At 68.8% G+C, this 17,697-nt stretch carries 25 protein-coding genes and 1 pseudogene; 8 read left to right on the forward strand and 18 right to left on the reverse strand.

Annotated elements, in window-relative coordinates:
* Nucleotides 1–17: 17 nt before the first annotated feature.
* Together ABZ806_RS26370 and ABZ806_RS26375 are read left to right on the forward strand one after the other, a co-directional pair.
* Nucleotides 18–1,898, forward strand: coding sequence for an ABC transporter ATP-binding protein (locus ABZ806_RS26370; protein ID WP_500220064.1), 1,881 nt, complete (start codon nucleotides 18–20; stop codon nucleotides 1,896–1,898).
* A gap of 139 nt (nucleotides 1,899–2,037) precedes the next feature.
* Nucleotides 2,038–2,484: a VOC family protein gene (locus tag ABZ806_RS26375; protein WP_500220066.1), complete on the forward strand. Its 447-nt coding sequence runs from the start codon at nucleotides 2,038–2,040 to the stop codon at nucleotides 2,482–2,484.
* A 181-nt stretch (nucleotides 2,485–2,665) separates the two neighbouring features.
* Here the strand turns inward: ABZ806_RS26375 and ABZ806_RS26380 are convergent, their stop codons facing one another.
* The 3 genes from ABZ806_RS26380 to ABZ806_RS26390 all read right to left on the reverse strand — a co-directional run bounded on the left by ABZ806_RS26380 (nucleotide 2,666) and on the right by ABZ806_RS26390 (nucleotide 3,841).
* Nucleotides 2,666–3,100: an SRPBCC family protein gene (locus tag ABZ806_RS26380; RefSeq protein ID WP_500220067.1), complete on the reverse strand. Its 435-nt coding sequence runs from the start codon at nucleotides 3,098–3,100 to the stop codon at nucleotides 2,666–2,668.
* 76 nt (nucleotides 3,101–3,176) lie between these two features.
* Nucleotides 3,177–3,488 (reverse strand): ArsR/SmtB family transcription factor, encoded by a 312-nt coding sequence (locus ABZ806_RS26385; protein WP_500220068.1) that lies wholly within the window; start codon nucleotides 3,486–3,488, stop codon nucleotides 3,177–3,179.
* The gene (locus ABZ806_RS26390) at nucleotides 3,485–3,841 is read right to left on the reverse strand and encodes a VOC family protein (protein WP_500220069.1); all 357 of its coding nucleotides are present in this window, start codon (nucleotides 3,839–3,841) and stop codon (nucleotides 3,485–3,487) included. Before ABZ806_RS26390 ends, ABZ806_RS26385 begins: the two co-directional genes overlap by 4 nt.
* A gap of 113 nt (nucleotides 3,842–3,954) precedes the next feature.
* Here ABZ806_RS26390 and ABZ806_RS26395 point away from each other — a divergent pair, with 113 nt between their 5' ends.
* Nucleotides 3,955–4,875, forward strand: coding sequence for an NADP-dependent oxidoreductase (locus ABZ806_RS26395; protein ID WP_500220070.1), 921 nt, complete (start codon nucleotides 3,955–3,957; stop codon nucleotides 4,873–4,875).
* A gap of 155 nt (nucleotides 4,876–5,030) precedes the next feature.
* Here the strand turns inward: ABZ806_RS26395 and ABZ806_RS26400 are convergent, their stop codons facing one another.
* From ABZ806_RS26400 to ABZ806_RS26410, 3 genes are all read right to left on the reverse strand, one after another.
* The gene (locus ABZ806_RS26400; RefSeq protein ID WP_500220071.1) at nucleotides 5,031–5,825 is read right to left on the reverse strand and encodes a hypothetical protein; all 795 of its coding nucleotides are present in this window, start codon (nucleotides 5,823–5,825) and stop codon (nucleotides 5,031–5,033) included.
* 86 nt (nucleotides 5,826–5,911) lie between these two features.
* Nucleotides 5,912–6,655: an alpha/beta fold hydrolase gene (locus ABZ806_RS26405; RefSeq protein ID WP_500220072.1), complete on the reverse strand. Its 744-nt coding sequence runs from the start codon at nucleotides 6,653–6,655 to the stop codon at nucleotides 5,912–5,914.
* Nucleotides 6,656–6,754: 99 nt separating this feature from the next.
* Nucleotides 6,755–7,378, reverse strand: coding sequence for a TetR/AcrR family transcriptional regulator (locus tag ABZ806_RS26410; protein WP_500220073.1), 624 nt, complete (start codon nucleotides 7,376–7,378; stop codon nucleotides 6,755–6,757).
* 59 nt (nucleotides 7,379–7,437) lie between these two features.
* Here ABZ806_RS26410 and ABZ806_RS26415 point away from each other — a divergent pair, with 59 nt between their 5' ends.
* Complete coding sequence (locus ABZ806_RS26415) at nucleotides 7,438–7,863, forward strand: hypothetical protein (protein WP_500220074.1); 426 nt, start codon at nucleotides 7,438–7,440, stop codon at nucleotides 7,861–7,863.
* Between the two features lie 145 nt (nucleotides 7,864–8,008).
* Nucleotides 8,009–9,046 (forward strand): helix-turn-helix transcriptional regulator, encoded by a 1,038-nt coding sequence (locus ABZ806_RS26420; protein ID WP_500220075.1) that lies wholly within the window; start codon nucleotides 8,009–8,011, stop codon nucleotides 9,044–9,046.
* Here the strand turns inward: ABZ806_RS26420 and ABZ806_RS26425 are convergent.
* Both ABZ806_RS26425 and ABZ806_RS26430 read right to left on the reverse strand, forming a co-directional pair.
* Nucleotides 8,966–9,502: a PIN domain-containing protein gene (locus ABZ806_RS26425; protein WP_500220076.1), complete on the reverse strand. Its 537-nt coding sequence runs from the start codon at nucleotides 9,500–9,502 to the stop codon at nucleotides 8,966–8,968. The two genes, ABZ806_RS26420 and ABZ806_RS26425, sit on opposite strands and share 81 nt — an antisense overlap.
* Nucleotides 9,499–10,617, reverse strand: a complete 1,119-nt coding sequence (locus tag ABZ806_RS26430; protein WP_500220077.1) for a helix-turn-helix domain-containing protein — start codon at nucleotides 10,615–10,617, stop codon at nucleotides 9,499–9,501. Before ABZ806_RS26430 ends, ABZ806_RS26425 begins: the two co-directional genes overlap by 4 nt.
* Nucleotide 10,618: 1 nt before the next feature.
* On the opposite strand from ABZ806_RS26430, the gene ABZ806_RS26435 reads away from it, so the two are divergent.
* The gene (locus tag ABZ806_RS26435) at nucleotides 10,619–10,807 is read left to right on the forward strand and encodes a hypothetical protein (protein ID WP_500220100.1); all 189 of its coding nucleotides are present in this window, start codon (nucleotides 10,619–10,621) and stop codon (nucleotides 10,805–10,807) included.
* 140 nt (nucleotides 10,808–10,947) lie between these two features.
* Here the strand turns inward: ABZ806_RS26435 and ABZ806_RS26440 are convergent.
* From ABZ806_RS26440 to ABZ806_RS26465, 6 genes and pseudogenes are all read right to left on the reverse strand, one after another.
* Nucleotides 10,948–11,079 (reverse strand): annotated as a pseudogene (locus tag ABZ806_RS26440) (DUF397 domain-containing protein); the annotation flags it as partial.
* Between the two features lie 17 nt (nucleotides 11,080–11,096).
* On the reverse strand, nucleotides 11,097–11,273 hold the full coding sequence (locus tag ABZ806_RS26445; RefSeq protein WP_500220078.1) for a DUF397 domain-containing protein: 177 nt from the start codon (nucleotides 11,271–11,273) through the stop codon (nucleotides 11,097–11,099).
* 60 nt (nucleotides 11,274–11,333) lie between these two features.
* Nucleotides 11,334–11,525 (reverse strand): DUF397 domain-containing protein, encoded by a 192-nt coding sequence (locus ABZ806_RS26450; protein ID WP_500220079.1) that lies wholly within the window; start codon nucleotides 11,523–11,525, stop codon nucleotides 11,334–11,336.
* Between the two features lie 97 nt (nucleotides 11,526–11,622).
* Nucleotides 11,623–11,793: a DUF397 domain-containing protein gene (locus tag ABZ806_RS26455; RefSeq protein ID WP_500220098.1), complete on the reverse strand. Its 171-nt coding sequence runs from the start codon at nucleotides 11,791–11,793 to the stop codon at nucleotides 11,623–11,625.
* A gap of 61 nt (nucleotides 11,794–11,854) precedes the next feature.
* Entirely contained in the window at nucleotides 11,855–12,034 is a 180-nt protein-coding gene (locus ABZ806_RS26460; protein WP_500220080.1) for a DUF397 domain-containing protein, read from the reverse strand.
* Nucleotides 12,031–12,837, reverse strand: coding sequence for a helix-turn-helix domain-containing protein (locus tag ABZ806_RS26465; RefSeq protein ID WP_500220081.1), 807 nt, complete (start codon nucleotides 12,835–12,837; stop codon nucleotides 12,031–12,033). The genes ABZ806_RS26460 and ABZ806_RS26465 overlap by 4 nt, the downstream gene beginning before the upstream one ends.
* A 111-nt stretch (nucleotides 12,838–12,948) precedes the next feature.
* On the opposite strand from ABZ806_RS26465, the gene ABZ806_RS26470 reads away from it, so the two are divergent.
* Together ABZ806_RS26470 and ABZ806_RS26475 are read left to right on the forward strand one after the other, a co-directional pair.
* Nucleotides 12,949–13,341: an ATP-binding protein gene (locus ABZ806_RS26470; protein WP_500220099.1), complete on the forward strand. Its 393-nt coding sequence runs from the start codon at nucleotides 12,949–12,951 to the stop codon at nucleotides 13,339–13,341.
* A complete protein-coding gene (locus ABZ806_RS26475; protein ID WP_500220082.1) occupies nucleotides 13,338–13,529 on the forward strand; it encodes a hypothetical protein in 192 nt (63 codons plus the stop codon). Before ABZ806_RS26470 ends, ABZ806_RS26475 begins: the two co-directional genes overlap by 4 nt.
* Here ABZ806_RS26475 and ABZ806_RS26480 read toward each other — a convergent pair.
* The 4 genes from ABZ806_RS26480 to ABZ806_RS26495 are packed head-to-tail and all read right to left on the reverse strand — an operon-like array spanning nucleotide 13,511 to nucleotide 17,408.
* On the reverse strand, nucleotides 13,511–14,407 hold the full coding sequence (locus ABZ806_RS26480) for an ROK family protein (protein ID WP_500220083.1): 897 nt from the start codon (nucleotides 14,405–14,407) through the stop codon (nucleotides 13,511–13,513). The two genes, ABZ806_RS26475 and ABZ806_RS26480, sit on opposite strands and share 19 nt — an antisense overlap.
* Nucleotides 14,404–15,219 carry a carbohydrate ABC transporter permease gene (locus ABZ806_RS26485; protein ID WP_500220084.1) on the reverse strand — a complete coding sequence of 272 codons (816 nt, stop codon included), beginning with the start codon at nucleotides 15,217–15,219 and terminating at the stop codon, nucleotides 14,404–14,406. The genes ABZ806_RS26480 and ABZ806_RS26485 overlap by 4 nt, the downstream gene beginning before the upstream one ends.
* Nucleotides 15,216–16,160 carry a carbohydrate ABC transporter permease gene (locus ABZ806_RS26490; protein WP_500220085.1) on the reverse strand — a complete coding sequence of 315 codons (945 nt, stop codon included), beginning with the start codon at nucleotides 16,158–16,160 and terminating at the stop codon, nucleotides 15,216–15,218. The genes ABZ806_RS26485 and ABZ806_RS26490 overlap by 4 nt, the downstream gene beginning before the upstream one ends.
* Nucleotides 16,161–17,408, reverse strand: coding sequence for an extracellular solute-binding protein (locus ABZ806_RS26495; protein WP_500220086.1), 1,248 nt, complete (start codon nucleotides 17,406–17,408; stop codon nucleotides 16,161–16,163).
* Nucleotides 17,409–17,697: the final 289 nt, after the last annotated feature.

Raw genomic sequence — 17,697 nt, forward strand, 5'->3', positions numbered from 1 at the left:
GATCACCAGGGGGCCTCATGGACATGGAAGTCACGGCGTGGATGTCGCTGCACCACGCCATGAACGCGCAGGACGGCAGACCGTTCTCCAGGGCGACCCTCCGCCGCATCGGCGGATTCGCCCGCCCGCACCGGCGCCGGCTGGTCACCTTCCTCGTCCTCAGCGTGGTGATGGCGGTCTTCGCGGTCGCGACGCCCGTGCTCGCCGGGTGGGTCGTCAACGCGATCGTCGACCACGCCGCGACGTCCACCGTCGTCTGGCTGGCGGTGGTCATCGCCGTCCTCGCCGTCGCCGAGGGCGGGCTCGGCCTCGCCAACCGGTGGCTGTCCGCCCGCATCGGCGAGGGGCTGATCCTCGACCTGCGCACGGCCGTGTTCGACCACGTCCAGCGCATGCCCGTCGCGTTCTTCACCCGGACCCGCACCGGCGCCCTGGTCAGCCGGCTCAACAACGACGTGATCGGCGCCCAGCGGGCCTTCAGCGACACCCTCTCCGGCGTGGTCAGCAACATCGTCACGGTGCTGCTCACCTTCGCCGTGATGGTCCGCATCTCCTGGCAGATCACCCTGCTCGCGCTGCTCCTGCTGCCCGTCTTCGTCCTCCCGGCCCGCCGCATGGGCAGCCGCCTGGCCCGCCTCGAACGCGAGGCCGCCGCCCACGACGCCGCGATGAGCACGCAGATGACCGAGCGCTTCTCCGCCCCCGGCGCGACGCTGGTGAAGCTGTTCGGGCGCCCGGCCCGCGAGTCGGCCGAGTTCGCGGCCCGCGCCCGCCGCGTCCGCGACATCGGCGTCCGCACCGCGATGGTGCAGCACGTCTTCGTCACGGCGCTCACCATGGTCTCGGCGCTGGCCCTCGCCCTCGTCTACGGGCTCGGCGGGTTCCTGTCCCTGCGCGACCACCTCGACGCGGGCGCCGTCGTCGCCCTCGCCCTGCTGCTCACCCGCCTCTACGCGCCGCTGACGGCCCTCGCCAGTTCCCGCGTCGAGGTGATGAGCGCTCTCGTCAGCTTCGAGCGCGTCTTTGAGGTCCTCGACCTGGAACCCCTCGTCGCCGAGAAGCCCGACGCCCGTCCCGCCCCGTCCGGGCCGGTCTCGGTCGAGTTCGACAACGTCACGTTCGCCTACCCGTCCGCCGACAAGGTGTCCCTGGCCTCCCTGGAAGAGGTCGCCACCCTCGACACCCGCGGCGGCGTGGACGTCCTGCACGACGTGTCGTTCCGCGCCGAACCCGGCCAGATGATCGCGCTGGTCGGCAGTTCCGGCGCCGGCAAATCGACGATCGCCCAACTGCTCCCGCGGCTCTACGACGTCGATGCCGGCGCCGTCCGCCTCGGCGGCGTGGACGTCCGCGACCTGTCCTTCGAGGCCATCCGCGAAACCCTGGGCATGGTCACGCAGGACGGCCACCTCTTCCACGAGTCGATCCGCGCGAACCTCGTGCTCGCCCGCCCCGAGGCCACCGACGACGAACTCTGGGACGTCCTGCGCCGCGCCCGCCTCGACGCCCTCATCCAGGGCCTGCCCGACGGCCTCGACACCATCGTCGGCGAACGCGGCTACCGCCTGTCCGGCGGCGAACGCCAGCGCCTCACCATCGCCCGCCTCCTCCTCGCCCGCCAGCGCGTCGTCATCCTGGACGAGGCCACCGCCCACCTCGACTCCACGTCCGAGGCCGCCGTCCAGGAGGCCCTGGCCGAGGCCCTCGACGGCCGCACCGCCATCGTCATCGCCCACCGGCTGAGCACCGTCCGCGCCGCCGACCAGATCCTCGTCATCGAAGAGGGCCGGATCGCCGAACGCGGAACCCACGAGACCCTCCTGGCCGCAGGAGGCCGCTACGCCGACCTCCACAACACCCAGTTCGCCAACACCCCACCCCTGCAACCCGCCCTATAACCCGCACCCCACCGCCGCGGGGTTCGAGGTTCGGAGTGGGGGCACGAATGCGTGGACGCAGTCGCCGGCGGGCCGCCCGGACCCCAGCGCGGGGTGGGGCGGCCCGCCGGCACCGCCGCGAACCCGAGGGGACACGGACATGGTGGATCGAGATCAGTTGCCGGCGCCCGAACACGGACTGGTGCTGACGCACTTCCTCACCGTGCGGGACGTCGCCCGCTCCCGCATGTTCTACGCGGACGTCTTCGGCGGCGAGGTCGTGCTGGAGGAGAACCCGGGCATCGTCAAGGTCGCCAACACCTGGATCATCATGAACCCCGGCGGCGGCCCCACCCCGGACAAACCCGACATCACCCTTTCGCCGCCGGAGCCCGGCGACCCCGTGTCGGCCTTCATGAACGTGCGGGTGGCCGACATCGCCGCGTTCTACGCCTACGCGACCGCACGCGGCGCCCGCTTCCTGACCGAGCCGATCGACCGCAAGGCCGAACTGCGCTGCTACATGCAGGACCCGGACGGCCACCTCATCGAGGTAGGCCAGGCCACCGGCATGCTGCAGGGCCTCTACGCCGACCCACCCGCCTGACCCCCCCACCACCCGCGAGCCCGCCCACACGAACCGGCCTGACCCGCCACCACCCGCGAGCCGCCCACACCCACCCGCCTGGCCCGCCACCACCCGCGAGTCGCCGTCCGCACCCACCCGCCGCACCCATTCGCCGAGGTGGGGTGGGCGGGTCTGTGGGCGGGTCCGTCCTCGTGCGGTCTCAGGTGGGGGTGGCGAGGAGGTGGTGGAGGCTGCGGAGGACGCGGGTGCGCCAGCCGCTGCCCATGCCGCGGAAGGCGAAGGCGTTGACGGGGTCGTCCAGGTCGAAGCCCGCGTGCTCGATGAACAGGCGGGTGCCGTGGCCTTCGGGGACGAGCCGCCAGGTCACCGTCGTGTCGAGCCCGCCGCCGTTCCAGCTGATCCGCAGCAGGCGTTCCGCGTCGATGTCGAGGACGCGGCAGTCGATCGTCCCGTCGAAGTCGATGTTCGGGATGGGGTCGGCGGCGAACGTGAAGCGGTGCCCGGTGACGGGCTTGAAGTCGTTCGGCATCAGCCAGCGGGCCATCAGGTCCGGCTCGGTGAGTGCCCGCCACACCTTGGCCGGCGGATGCGGCAGGAACTCGTCCACCTCGATCGACGCGCGTTCATCGCTCATGCCGTCCCCCTTCCGGCGCCTTCCGGGCGCGGCCGGAGACCGTGATGGACGGTCTCGGCGGTGCGTGATTCACCGGTCACAGGTCCTCCTCGTCCAGGAGTTCGCGCAGGTCGGCGAGCTTCTCACGCCAGAACCGCTCGTAGGGGGACAGCCACTGCGACAGTTCGCGCAGCGGCGCCGCCTCCAGCCGGTAGAGGCGCTGCCGGCCGTGCCGACGCTCGCTGACGAGGCCCGCGTCCCGCAGCACCTTCAGGTGTTCCGACACGCTCGGACGGCTCATCGAGAAGTGCGCGGCGAGGTCGTTGACCGGGCGCGGGCCGTCCAGTAGGAGGGAGGTGATCTCGCGGCGGACGGGGCTGGCCAGCGCCGCGAAGAGGTCGGCGGTCACCGTTCGGCCAGCACGATGCCGTTGCCGTCGGGGTCGCTGAGCACGGCCTGCCGTCCCCAGGGGAGGTCCTGCGGTCCGTCGACGTCCGTCCCGGCGCGGCGCAGTGCCTCGCAGTCGGCGTCGAGGGCGGACGTCTCCAGGATCAGCCCCTGCAGGCTGCCGGGCGCCGCCGGCGTGTGGTTCGCGAGGACGACGGCCGTCTCCGCCCCCCTCGGGGCGAGTTGGAGCCAGCGGACGGGGCCGTTCTGCCGGTCCATGACGACGTCGAACCCGAGCGTGCCGGTGTAGAAGTCCTTGGCCGCGTCCAGGTCGGAGACGGGAACGGTCAGCAGGCGCACATGGGTGATGTTCATGGGGTCGACAATACGTAGGGTTCTTCCTACGCGTCAAGCGTAGGAGTCTCCCTACGCGTCCGGTGCCCAGTTGTCGCGCGTTTAGGGGACGGGTGTGGTGGCAGTCTGGAGGCATGCGCGCCGTCACCTATGACTCGTATGCGTCCGACAACTCGCGGCTGAAGGTCGGGGACGTCGCGGACCCGAAGGTCGGTCCCGGCCAAGTCCTGATCGAGGTGCGCGCCGCCGGGGTCAACCCCGTGGACTGGAAGGTCATGGCCGGCGGCCTCGACGGCATGATGGACGCGGTGCTCCCCGTCATCCCCGGCTGGGACGTCGCCGGGGTCGTCCGCGCGCTCGGCCCCGACACGCCCGAGTTCGCCGTGGGCGACGAGGTCATGTCCTACGCGCGCAAGGACGTCGTCGGCCATGGCACGTTCGCCCAGTACGTCGCGGTCGCGGCCGACCACGTGGCGCCCAAGCCCGATTCGCTCGACTGGCATCAGGCGGGCGGGCTGCCGCTGGCCGGGATGACCGCGCAGCGCGCGCTGGACCGGCTGAAGGTGGGCGAGGGCGACGTGCTGCTCATCCACGCGGCGTCCGGCGGGGTGGGCGGCTTCGCGGTGCAGATCGGACGCGACCGGGGTGTCCGCGTCATCGGCACGGCGTCCGAGAAGAACCACGACTACCTGCGGGAACTCGGCGCCGAACCGGTCGCCTACGGGGACGGGCTCGCCGAGCGCGTCCGGGAACTGGCGCCCGGCGGGGTCACCGCGGTCGCCGACTTCGTGGGCGGCCAGCTGGACACCACCCTCGCCGTCCTCGCTCCCGGCGGACGGCACGTGTCCATCGCCGACAACACCGTGGACGAGCATGGCGGCGCGTGGATCTGGGTGCGTCCGGACGGCGCGAAGCTCGCCGACCTGGCCCGCCTCGCCGACCGGGGCGCACTCGAGGTCGAGGTGGCGGGCACGTTCCCGCTGGAGGAGACGGGCGCCGCCTTCGACGCCAGCCGCAGCGGCCACACGCGCGGCAAACTCGTCATCACGCCGTGAGGATGCGGCGGCCGTGCCCGGACGAGCCCGCCCGCGCCGGACTCGATGGAACCGCCGTCCCGGAGGCACATGACCGTCCTGGACGAGACCGGCGCGGACGCGGCCCGCGTGTTCCACGACCCTGACGACTTCGTCCGGGAGGGCGCCGCGCCCCGCTAGACCGACCTTCGCGCGAGACCGGCGCGCTCGGCCTTCTCGCGACGTTCCGCTCTGGCCTGCTGCCGCGCCTTCTCGTGGACGGCCCAGTTCTCCGGCTGCGCGAACATCAACTCGCCGGTGTCCGGGACGAGCAGGACGCCGCCGAAGACGTCGTCCCCCGCGAACCACACTCCACGGGCGATCTCCTTGGGCCACCGGTCGGAGTAGAGCGGCTCGCGCGCCGACATTCGCGGAGAACCGCCGTTTCCCAGCGTCAGGAAACGCCGCCCCCGGCCGTGCAGGTTCGACTTCTGCACCGGTGAGCGGAACTCGAACTCGTACACCTTCACCACGCGGGCGCACTTCCAGGCCCAGCCGAGTTGGGGCAGCCAGAACTTCGTCCCCAGGAGAAGCGCCAGCATGCCCACGGCGATGAACGGACCGAGATAGCGGACGCCGCCCAGTACGAGCGGCAGAACGACCATCGCGATACCCGACACGGCGATGAGCAGACAGCGCCGCACGAGAACCGTGTAGTGGTACTTCACCGGCCCTCGGCGGTCAGTGCCGTCCGTGGCGTATCTCACCGCGCCGCCGAACGACCGGTAAAGCAGCATCTGCAATGCCAGGATGACAACGGTGACGAGCCCGAGCATTCCCGGGATCGCGAACCAGAAGAAAGTGTCGCTGAGGATCGAGAGGACGAGCCCGTAGGACACCGCGAACCCGACGACGAGCAGAGCCGCCCGCCGCAGGGGACCGCGCCCGCCGGCCGTCCGGGATTCGCCGTGCGCTACCGATGGTTCCGCCATACCGCCTTTCCCCTGTATGTCCGGAGATCGCTGTGACCGCCCAAGGTAGGGCCTCACGAAGCCGGACGCCTCCGGCCGAGAGGTGTTCACCGAATCTCGGCTAGGAAATGACGGACGACGGGAAGCGTCAGGTCGGTGCGGAGGAATGCGTCCAGGTGGCCGCAGTTCGGGAGTTCGACCAGCGTGGCACCGGGAACCTCGGCAGCGGTGTGCCGGATCGATGGGAGTCGGGAGTCTTGGTCACCGGCCAGCAGGAGGAGGGGGACGGACGCCGCTGCCAGCATGTCCGTGATGTCTTCGCGCGTGGCGAGTGCACTGGTCAACGCGGCAAGGGCATCCTGGTCGGCGGCCTGCATGACGGTGCGGAACCACGGCGGCAGCGGCCCTGATCGTTCCAGCCAGGCGATGAACGGCGCGGTGCCCCGGGTGCGGAACAGTTCGGCCTCCTGCGCCACCTCGACGGGATCGGCGGCGACCGCCCCGGCGTGGGCGCCGCCCGCGATCAGGGCGGTGAGCCGTGAGGGGTGCCGAGCGGCCAGGTGTATGCCGATGGTGCCACCCATGGAGGCGCCCCACATCGCGGCACGGTCGACGCCGAGGGCATCGAGGACGGCGATGACATCGTCCACTTGGCGGCCGATCCGGTAGCTGTCGGCGTCGTGGGGCGCGTCGCTTTCACCATGGCCGCGTGCGTCGATCAAGACGAGTCGGTGGTCGCCGGCCAGTGCCTCGACGTGACCGCCGTGGTGCCAGGTGGTGCGGTCACCGAAGAAGCCGTGCAGCAGGACGAGCGGGCGCCCGCGTCCGATGACCTCGAAGGCGATGCGCACCCCGTCATGGCTGCTGGTCCACATGCCTCAACTGTGGCGTTCTCGCCCGCAGCACGCATCGTGTTTCCGGGGTGCGGGCCGGCCGTTGGCGATCGTCCGCTACGAAGCGTCCGTGCCCTGTCCGACCAGAGACGCGCCGGAGACGAGCGACCGGGCGGCATCGACGAAGAACTGCTCGTCCGCGTCGGGGGCGAGACCGAGGATGACACCCTGGTTGAGGCCGACGAACAGCGCCCGCAGCGCCGTGACCAGGCGCTCCGCCTGGTCGGCCGACACCGCACCTCCCTGGTGCGGCCTCCCGGTGAACACCGCGATCAGCTGCTCCTCCTGGCCCCGGATGGACGCGGCGAGCTGCGTCCCCAGTTCACGGTCGTGCAGCGCCATGTCCAGCAGGGTGATCTGGAGCGACAGGACGGACAGCGCGTCCGGCGAATCGAAGCTGCGCCGGTAGTGCCGGGCGAAGACCTCGACCGCGTCGAGCAGGTCCAGCCCGGCCGGGACCGCCTGCTCGATCTCCTCGTAGTGCGGCCGCAGGTAGTCGGTGACGAGGGCGAGCACCAGGCCGTTCTTGCTGCCGAACAGGGAGTAGACGGCGCCGGTGGTCAGCCCGGCCCGCTCGGCGATCTCGTCGAGCTTGGCCCGGTACCCGTCCCGGGCGACGACCTCGAACGCGGCGTCCAGCAGGGCCCGGCGGTTGCGCTCCTTGGCCTCGGCTCTCGTCATACGCATAATCTCATTATTACAGTAATCTAGTTACCGAGACGAGCTCGGAGGAACATCCCATGCCCCAAACCACGATGCCGCCGGACGCACGCCAGCGAATCGGGATCATCGCCGACAGCGCCGTCAAGGTGCTCCTGGCCTGTGTTTTCCTCCTCGCCGCAGCCCCGCTCGGCCGCCAGTTCGGCGTCCCGACCTGGCTCATGGCGGCCTCGGGCGCAGCCTTGCTGATCTGCGGTGGAATCGAGATCAAGTACCTGCGCAGCCGCCCAGCGCGCACCTATCTGCGGCTCATGATCGGCTACGACGCCGGCTGGGCACTGGCGACGCTCGCGGCCCTCCCGTCCGAGTGGGGGAGCGGCGGCGCCGGGGGCGAAGTGTGGATCGGCTACCAGACGGCTGCGCCCCTCGTCCTCGCCGTCCTGCTGCTGGCTGCCGCCCCACTCCAGGCGTCCTCAGAACGCAGCGCGACAGACCCCGTCCACTGACGAACACGGCACACCGACGCCCGAGGGGACCAGGTGGACCCGGGGCATCGAACCCTGCTGCATACAGGTGCAGGCACCGTAGTCGGCGGATCCTGACCCCAGCGGGGTGAGGCACAGGTCGCCGGGGGTGCGCATACTCGGTTCCATGAACAAGGACGGGCAGCTCGCCGACTTCCTCCAGACGCGCCGGGGGCAGTTGCGACCCGAGGACGTGGGGTTGCGGACCTACGGCGAGCGGTGCCGCGTGCCGGGGCTGCGGCGGGAGGAGCTCGCGATGCTCGCGGGCATCAGCGTGCCCTACTACACGCGCCTGGAGCAGGGCCGGTCGCGCAACGCCTCGCGCGAGGTCCTCGACGCGATAGCGGGCGCCCTGCGGCTGGACGACTCCGAGCGCGCCCATCTGCACGCCCTGGCCCGTGCGCCGAGACGCGGCAGGCCCGCGGAACGGCCGCGGCCCGAACGGATCACTCCGGCGACCGGCGCTCTGCTGGCGGCCATCGACGGGACGCCCGCGATCGTCATCGGGCGCCGCAGCGACGTCCTGGCGTGGAACCGGCAGGGGCACGCGCTGTTCGCGGGCCATCTCGATCCGGAGAGTCCCGCCGATCCGGGCCGGCGGCCGAACATGGCCAGGCTGGTGTTCCTCGACGAGCACACCCGCGACCTGTACGCCGACTGGCCCGCCAAAGCCAGGGCCGTGGTGGGCAATCTGCGCCTGGCGGCCGGACGGTACCCGGACGATCCGCTGCTGGCCGGGCTGGTCGGGGAGCTGACCATGCGCAGCCCGGAGTTCGCCGCGATGTGGGCCGATCACCGGATCGTGGCCTGCGATGTCGCCGCCTACGAGATGCGCCATCCCCTGGTCGGGACGCTGACGGTCACCCAGCAGACGCTGCAGAGTGCGCAGGGGGGCGGTCCGGCCCTGGTGGTGGCCACGGCCGAGCCCGGCTCCCCGTCCGCGACGACCCTGGCACTGCTCGCCCACGCCACCGCATCGCACGCCACCGCCGCACCGCAAGAGATGGACCGGCGGCGCCCGGACGGCGTGCAAACCAGGCAGGACGCAGTTGGGACAAATCCAGGTCAAAAGGTCCTGTGGTACTCAGTCCAACAGTCCCTCGCATCGCGCCCATGCGAAGAACCCGGAACCGTCACATGGCAAATATGCTTCGTGATCGGATAGCAGATCCACCACGGCGATTGCATCGTCAGCATCGATAATTTTGTCTCGGACGCCGACACAGAGCAGTTCCAGTGTGCCGATCACTTTGACGCCTCGTTCTTCGCCCTTGCGGCGTCCGGCTCGATCATCGACCATTGCGGCGATGCTGTGAAATTCGGCATATGCCAGCGTCGTCGCCTCGCCGATGTTGCGCATCCCGCCGCCGAGTCGTCCGTGATATTCGGAGAAAAGGCCGAGGTAGGTGAGGGCGGTCTCGTCGTCAGTGGTCAACCAGGGCTGGGCCGCCGCCTGGTACAGCTGCGCATGCCTGGGGCCTCCCCGGAGGAGTTCCTCCGCAACGGCGGATGTGATGAAGCACTTGTGACCGGTCAGGAGCTGCGCCAGGACCGGAAGCTGGTTGGAGCGTGCGAAGTAATTGAGTGGTGAGCTGTCGATGACGAGGCGCTGACGGGTCAACGAAGCTCGCCCCGAAGCGCTTCCAACGGGATCTCGTCCCGGACGGGCAGGTCATCGATACTGATCTGGCCGCGCAGCATTTCCGTGGCACGCTCGGCGGACAGGCGATGGGTTCGATAAGCGCCGATCGCAGCGGCAGCGACACCGGTCGGAAGGTAGGGGGACGTGAGTTCCTCAGTGACACGCATGCCGCATTCGAGGTAGTCGGCACGCGTAGGGGATCTGGAGTCGAGCGCCCGGTACTCCTCGCGCGAGATCAGCTCGAAGGTCTTGAGCTGGCGCAAGGTCGCGGTCCAGCTCGTGCGGTACTCGGCGCTGAAGATGATCGCCGCGGGGCGCGGTTCATTTTCTGTGCGGAGCGTCCGCCAGCGTTCGGTGCATCCTGCGCGGGGGATGAGCAGGTTGGCGGCGAAGGCGTCGATCGCCTTTTCCGTTGCGCTGGTGCCGGCCCCCCAGTCGGTGGAGTACGCATCCCCGAAGAGATGGTGCCCGAGTTCGTGGGCGAGCGTGGATCGGCGCCGCCCAGGAGCGAGATCGCCGTTGATGAGAGCTACACCGACGCCGTCGACCTCCGCGTAGGCGCCATCGCCACCGTCGTCTCCCAAGGCCATCGAAAAGGAGTAGAGACCGATTTTCTCCACGAGATCAGCGAGGTCATGAAGCGGAGAGCGTGTATCGGCACCGAGCAGGGCTCTGGCCTGTGCTGCGGCTTCTTCCGCTTGCCAACCGGGGTCCCCGGGGCTGATGGCTTTCAGTGACCCCTTGGCCGGGCTCGCCCTGAGGGTGCCGACCTCGATGAGGACGGTGATGTCGCGGGCGATGTCGTCAAGGGCCTGATCGCCCTTCGGGTCCCCTCGTCGTCCTTCAAGCGCCGCGCGGCGGCTGATGACCGCGGCTGGTGGAGGCGAGACGAACCACTGGAGGGGGCGGTCGAGGGCATCGGCCAAGCGGACGAGTTCCAGGGAGCTGATCTGCCGGCGACCGGTTTCGATCTTGGTGACGGCCGTCCGGTCGAGTCCGACCTCGGAGGCGAGATCGTCCTGGCTGAGCCCCTGCGCCTTGCGGGCCTCCGCGACGCGCGCCCCGACTTCACTCCAACCCTGCTCATCGGCCATTGTGCCATTATCGCACATCGCCAGGGACGGTATCCGCACCGCGACCGGGCTGAACGAACCCGCAGATCACGGGCTTGGCCGGTCGCATGGCGGGCTGACCGCCAAGCTGCGCCCGGCCGTCGAGCACGGGCAGAGGCCGCTGTCGCTGGTGCTGGCCGCCGAGCAGCGGGCACCCCCGCACCCGCCCTGACCGGGGTCCCGAGTTCGCCGTCCGCCACGAAGTCGCTGTGCCGGACTTTGCCCGCCCCGCCGTGACTTCGTAGGGGTCGGGCCGGGCATGGTGGGGCTAGTGCTTGAGGTCCCTGAGGATGGCGTTGAAGGCGCGGGGGTGAGGAGGAGTCTGGGGCCGTCGGGGTCTTTGGAGTCGCGGACGGCCACGGCTTCGGGGAAGCGCGCCACTTCTACGCACGCGCCGCCTTGGCCATCGCTCTGCCTTGCCTTCCGCCACTTGATCACGTCCACCGAATGACCTCCGTCGGTCAGCGCTTGAGGTTGGTTAGGAGTTCACGAAAGGCACCGGGGCCGAGGGTGAGGTGCCCCGCTGCCGGTGCCTTGCTGTCGCGGACGGCGATGCCCTCGGCGAGGGCGGCAACTTCTACGCAGGCGTCGCCTTGCGCTTCGCTCCGCTGGGACTTGCGCCACTTGAGCACATCCACCGGGCAACCGCCTTTCGTGGCGACTAGCGAGAGTTGTTCCTGGTGAGCGGGCGCGTGCAGCTAGCGCCTGAGGTTGGCGAGGAGCGTGCCGAAGGCGCGGGGCGTGAGGGTGAGGTGCCCCGCTGCCGGGTTCTTGCTGTCGCGGACGGCGATTCCGTCCGCGATGCGAGCGAGTTCCACGCAGGCATCGCCCTGGTCGCCGCTTTGCCACGCTTTCCGCCAGTCGTCCTTGGCCATCTCCACCTTGTCCACCGTCTTTAGAACTCGTCTGCTTCAGGGCGCCTGTGCAGTGCGGGAGAAGTAGATGTCGACGATTGCCCGGCCCTGGGGATGGCCGGGCGTAGCGGGGCTACTGCTTGAGGTTGTTGAGGATGGTTTGGAAGGTGTGGGGGGTGAGGAGGAGTTTGGGGCCGTCGGGGTCTTTGGAGTCGCGGACGGCCACGGCTTCGGGGAATCGCGCCACTTCTACGCACGCGTCACCTTGGTCGCTGCTCCTCCGAGCCTTCCGCCACGTGATCATGTCCACCGAACGACCGCCTTCCGTGGGAAATTGTGGAAGTCCTCTATAGCGAGTGTGCGGGTTAGCGCTTGAGGTTGGTCAAGAGTGTTCGGAAGGCGTGGGGTGTGAGAATGAGGTGCCCGACATCTGGGTTCTTGCTGTCGCGGAGCCTTACCGAACCCGAGAGGGCCGCAACTTCCACGCACTGGCCGGACGTGCCCTCAGCGGAATGACTGGACTTGCGCCACAGGGGGGTCCTCACTGCAAAGCCTCCATCGCTTGCTCGATCATCTCCACAGTGGAGTCTACGGGTGCGGCCTTTGCCCCGATACGGTCGAAACGCATCCGCAGGTCACGTGCGCCGTCCGTGTCCAGGACGAGGCGGCCGCCGGTAGGGGCTTCGATGTAGCCGACCTCGCCTTCCCTCACAGTGATGACCTTGAAGGAGCCGTCCAGCGCCTCGGACTCGCCGGATCTGCGCGGCAGGATGCGCAGGATGACGTCGGATCGGGCAGCCAACTCGCGCAGGTGGTCGAGTTGGCGGCGCATGGTTTCTACTCCGCCTACCGGCCACGTCAAAACGTTCTCCGTCAAGAGGATCCACAGCTCCGGAGGGTTTGGCCTGGTAAGGAGCTTCTGGCGAGCGAGACGCTTCGCAAGGTCACCTTCGACGTCCGCGTTGCGTCCGGCCAGCAGTAGAGCGCGGGCGTAGTCGGGAGTCTGAAGAAGCACGGGGATGACTTGGCCGCTGAACATATGGATGAGGGACGCGCGGCATTCGAACGCAGTGTAGCTCGCCAGCCACTGCGGGTCCGGAGCGAGCCGGGCATACCACAATGCGTAGGTGAAGAATCCACCAGTCCGCCATGCTTTGTCGAGCTTTGCGGCCTGCTTGTCCGTCAATCGGGCCTCGCCGCTCTCGAGTCTGGAAATCGTGGAGCGGGAACAGCTGAGAATCTTGGCCACGGCGTCCCCGCTGAGGCCCCGCTCAATGCGCTGAAACCGCAGCTGATGGGCTATCCAAGCCCACATGCTCGACCGCGGGTCGGGAGGTTGATTTGTCATGTTGCCCCAGCCTTCAAGATCAATAGTTTTTCAGGAGTTGCATGGACTGAAGACAACCGTAGGTCAGAGAACGCACTGTGTCACCAGGAGTCGACAGTCTGTGAGGTGATCATGGTGGGTGAGCCGGCGACGGTTGTGATCAAGGCGGATGTGGGGGCCGTCAGGGAGGCTCGGGAGTTCGTCGGGATGGTCTTCGGGAGTTGGGGGCTTGCGGACTATGTCGCGCGGACGGTGGTCAGCGAGCTGGCCACCAACGCGATCACGCACGGGTCCCAAGAAGGGGATCTGGTGGTCGTGCGCGCCTATCGGCGGGACGACGGGTTCGCGGTCGTCGAGGCGTGGGACCGCTCGGACGTGGCGCCGGTCATGCGGCCCGTCGACTATGCCGCGGAGAGCGGGCGTGGGCTGCTGCTCATGGAGTCGCTCGTCCGGCAGTGGGGGACTCGGCCGCTGAGCGAGGGCGGCAAGGTCGTGTGGGCCGAAATCGAGCCGGTGCCCGCGTGAGCGACGGAGTCCTGCTGCTGTTCCTGCGGCAGATCTTTCCGGAGTGGTCGATCACGCGGGACGGCGGCTGCTGGCGGGCCGGTGGACGCGTGGAGATCTCGGCCCCGTCCGCCGACGAGTTGATGGACGTGCTGGTCGCGGTCGTTCCGGACGCGGGTCAGCGGGTGCGCTACTTCTTCGGCGGATGAGGCGCCAGGAGGCGGGCGGCGAGAATTGTCGCGCCTTTCACGGCTGCCTGGTCGTCCAGTTCGGAGAGTTTCAGGCGGGGTGCGTCGCGGAACGTCAGGCGGTCGGCCAGGCGGGTGGTCAAGGGGATGAGAAGCGATTCCCCGGCCTTTGCCAGGCCGCCGCCGATGACGAGGAGGGACGGGTCGAGGAGGAGCGTCGCGGCGGCCAGGCCGTCGGCTAGGCAGTCCAATGCTTCGGACCAGACCTTCGCGGCCTTTTCGTCGTTCTGCTCCGCGCGGGCTATCACTTCCTCGGCGGGGACGGAGGCGCCGTGGCGGCGGGAGATCGCGGCGGCCGAGGCGTAGGTCTCCAGGCAGCCCTTGTTGCCGCAGGCGCAATCCTCGCCGTTCGGACGAACGACCACGTGGCCAAACTCGCCGCTCCAGCCGAACGCCCCCGGGTAAGGTACGCCGTTCAGGATCAGCGCGGCGGCTATTCCGGTGCCTATGGCCATGAAGACGAAGTCTTCTGTATTGCGGCCGGCGCCCGATACTGCCTCTGCCAAGCCGCCCGTGCGGACGTCGTGGCCGATGGCGACCGGAATTCCCAGGCGTTCGCGGGCCAGGTGGAGCATGGGGACGTCGCGCCAGCCCAGGTTCGCGGAATGGACGGCCGTGCCCGTCGGCTCGTCCACGATGCCCGGTACGGCAATGCCGGCCGCCTCGGCGGGGGAGCCTAATGCCCCGGCGCGGGACGCGAGGTGGGCGGCGAAGTCGAGAATGCCGCCCACCGGGTCCTTCCGGTCGGTGGGCCATGACTCGGTGAGCAGCACCTCGGCGTCTCGGGTGAGCGCGGCCTTCATTGAGGTGCCGCCCACGTCCAGGCCGATCAGGGTCATTTGACCGACCCCGCCGTCAGGCCGCCGATCAGGTAGCGCTCGACGAAGATGAACAGGATGACGACCGGGATGATCGCGATCAGGGACGCCGCGAAAAGGTACTGCCAGTGCGCCTGGTACTGCGTAACGAACGACGGGATGCCGACCGTCAGGGGGCGGCGGTCCGGGGACGCGGTGACGGTCAGGGCGACGATGTACTCGTTCCACGCCGCGATGAACGTGTAGACGACCGCGGTGACGACGCCGGGCATGGAAATGGGCAGGGTGACGCGGGTGAGGGCGCCGACGCGGCCCGCGCCGTCCAGGAAGGCGGCCTCTTCCAGTTCCTTCGGGATGCTGGAGAAGTAGCCGTGCAGGATCCAGATGCAGAACGGCAGGTTGAACGCCGCGTTCACCAGGATGAGCGACATCAGGGTGTCGGTCAGGTTCAGCGCGACCATTTCCCGGTAGATGCCGATGACCAGGGCGGTCGGCGCGAACATCTGCGTGACCAGGACGAGGAGGAGGAACGCGCCTCGGCCACGGAAACGGTTACGGGCCGTGTAGTACGCGGCCGGCAGTGCGCAGGCCAGGGTGACCAGAGTGGCGACGGCCGCGACCGTGAGGGAGACCCGCAGGTACGTCCAGACGGGTGCGGCCGACCAGACGTCGATGAAGTTCGACCACGTCCAGTGGGACGGCAGGTAGGTGCCGGGTGACGCGGTCAGTTCGCGCTCGGGTTTCAGCGCGGTGAAGAACATCTGCAGGTAGGGGACCAGGAACGCCAGCGCGACCAGCCAGCCCACGCCCGCCAGGACGATACGGCGTGTCATCGGATCTCCTCGCGCCAGCGGGCGGCCCGCAGATACAGCAGGACCATCACCAGGATCAGGACGAAGTTGACGACCGCCATCGCGCCGGACTCACCGACGTTCTGGTCGTAGAAGGCGAGTTTGTACATGTACGTGGTGGTCGTGTCGGTCTTGTTGCCGGGGCCGCCGCCCGTCATCGCCCAGATGATCGGGAACGAGTTGAACACGTTGATGACGTTGATGATCGAGGCGATCAGCACGGCCGGGCGCAGCAGCGGCAGCGTGATGCCGAAGTAGGTGCGGAACGGCCCGGCGCCGTCCACGCGGGCGGCCTCGTACACGTCGGCGGGGATCGTCTGGAGACCGGCGAGGATGACGAACGACGTGAACGGCAGCGACACGAACACCGCGACCCACATCATCCAGAACATGGCCTGGGTGGGGTGGGCGAGCCAGTTCACCGGCTCGTCGATCACGTGCAGGTCGAGCAGCAGGCGGTTGACGATGCCGGAGTAGTTGTCCAGCATCCACCGCCAGATCAGCGCCGTCATCAGCACCGACGCCGCCCACGGGACGATCACGGCCCAGCGGACGACGCGGCGGCCGGGGAAGCGGGCGTTCAGCAGCTGGCCGAGGGCCAGCGACAGCGTCATCGTGACGATGACGATGCCGCCGACCCACAGCAGCGTCCGGAGCACGACGGGGATCAGGTCGTCCTCGCCGAACAGGTCGGTGTAGTTGCCGCCGCCGCGGTAGCCGAGCGTGGTGCCGGTCGAGCTGATCTTCTGCAGCGACGTCCGGATCATCTCGATCACGGGCCACAGCACGACGACCGCGATGAGGACGAGCGACGGGCCGAGCCACAGCAGCGGGGTCAGCGCCCGCCCGATCCGGAGCGGGAGGGAGGGGCGGGAGGCCGGGGAGGTGCCGGCCCCCCGCTCCTTGACCGTGAGGTCCGGCACTCAGCCGGCCTTCTCGGCGGTTTCCTGGATCTTGTCCAGGACCTTCTTCGGGTCCTCGTTCGCGGCCGCGGTGCCGAGGTCCTGCTTCACCGCGCCGGCGACCGCGGACCACGCCGGGTTCGACGTGGGGGCGAACTTGCACGTCGGGAGCGCGTCCACGAACTGCTTCATGTACGGGTCGGCGCTGAGCGCGTCACCGGCCGACTTCGTCACCGGGAGGAAGCCCTCGGTGGTGAGGAACTTGGAGGTGTTCTCCTTCTGGTAGAAGAAGTCGAGGAACTTCTTGATGGCCTCCTTGTTCTTGCCGCCGTCCTTCTTGAACGCGGCGAGGACGTCCATGACGCCGAGCGTGTTGTGCTCGGCCCCGCTCTTGCTCGGCAGCGGCGCGACGCCGAAGTTCAGGCTCTTGTTCACCGGGTCGATGAATCCGGCCTTGGTGAACGGGCCGCCGATCGCCATGCCGACCTTGCCCTGCGCGAACTGGTTGAACACCGTCTTGCGGTCGGTGCTCTCCGGGTTCGGCTGGGTCAGCCCGGACTTGTTGAGGTCCTTGAGGAAGTCCAGCGTGTCGACGTTGGCCTTCTGGTTGATCGCCCACTTCCCGGACGCGTCGACCCAGCCGCCGCCGTTGTTCATCGCCCACGAGTAGAACTCGGCCTGCGACTCCTCGGGACCGAGCGGCAGCCCGTAGCCGATCGCGCCCGTCTTCTTGATCTTCTGCGCGTCGGTCTTCACCGCGTCCCAGGTGGCGGGCGGGTCGGTGATGCCGGCCTTCTCGAACAGGTCCTTGTTGTAGAAGAGGAGGCGGGCGCTGGAGATGAACGGCAGGCCGTACTGGGCGCCGTTGTACTGGGCCTGCTGGACGAACGTCGGGGTGAAGTCGCTGAGGGTGGCGGGCGACACGACCTCGGACGCCTGGTAGATGAGCCCGTCCCTGGCGAAGTCGGAGAACGCGTTGTAGTTCAGGACGTCGGGGACCTGCTTGGTCTGGACGTAGGTCTTGACCTTGGCGTCCATCTGCGTCCAGTCGACCATCTCCAGGTTGACCTTGTAGCCCGAGTTCTTCGCCTCGAAGTCCTTGATCAGGGTGTCCCAGTAGGGCTTGGTGTTGTCGTCGTAGATCGCGGCGACGAACTTGATGGTCTTGCCGTCCGAACCCCCGCTCGACGAACTGCCCTTGCCGCATCCGCTGACGCCCAGGGCCACGGTCAGGCCCGCGGCGACGACTCCCATGAGGTGCCGTTTCATCTGTCCCCGCCTCTCCGGCTTTCGCGCGTGCAAAATAGTGCTCGGTGTCACAGATCACTGAGCACAATCGCGCGTGGTGGGGTCGAAGATAAGCACTGGTCCGTACCAGTTCAAGGGCCTTATTCATCAAGAATCGCAACCGTTACCCGGCGGTACGGGGGCGCCGTTCTGGTCCGGTGCCCAGGCTGGGGTGGTCCGGTGGGCGCCCCGCGTTTCCGTCCTCATGCGGCCACGCCCGCCCCACGCCCCCCACCGCCCCCACGGGCCGGCTCCGCGGCCCGGTTACACG

Origin of the sequence: Spirillospora sp. NPDC047418 (assembly GCF_040643275.1) — a bacterium.
Classification (GTDB): Bacteria; Actinomycetota; Actinomycetes; order Streptosporangiales; family Streptosporangiaceae; genus Spirillospora.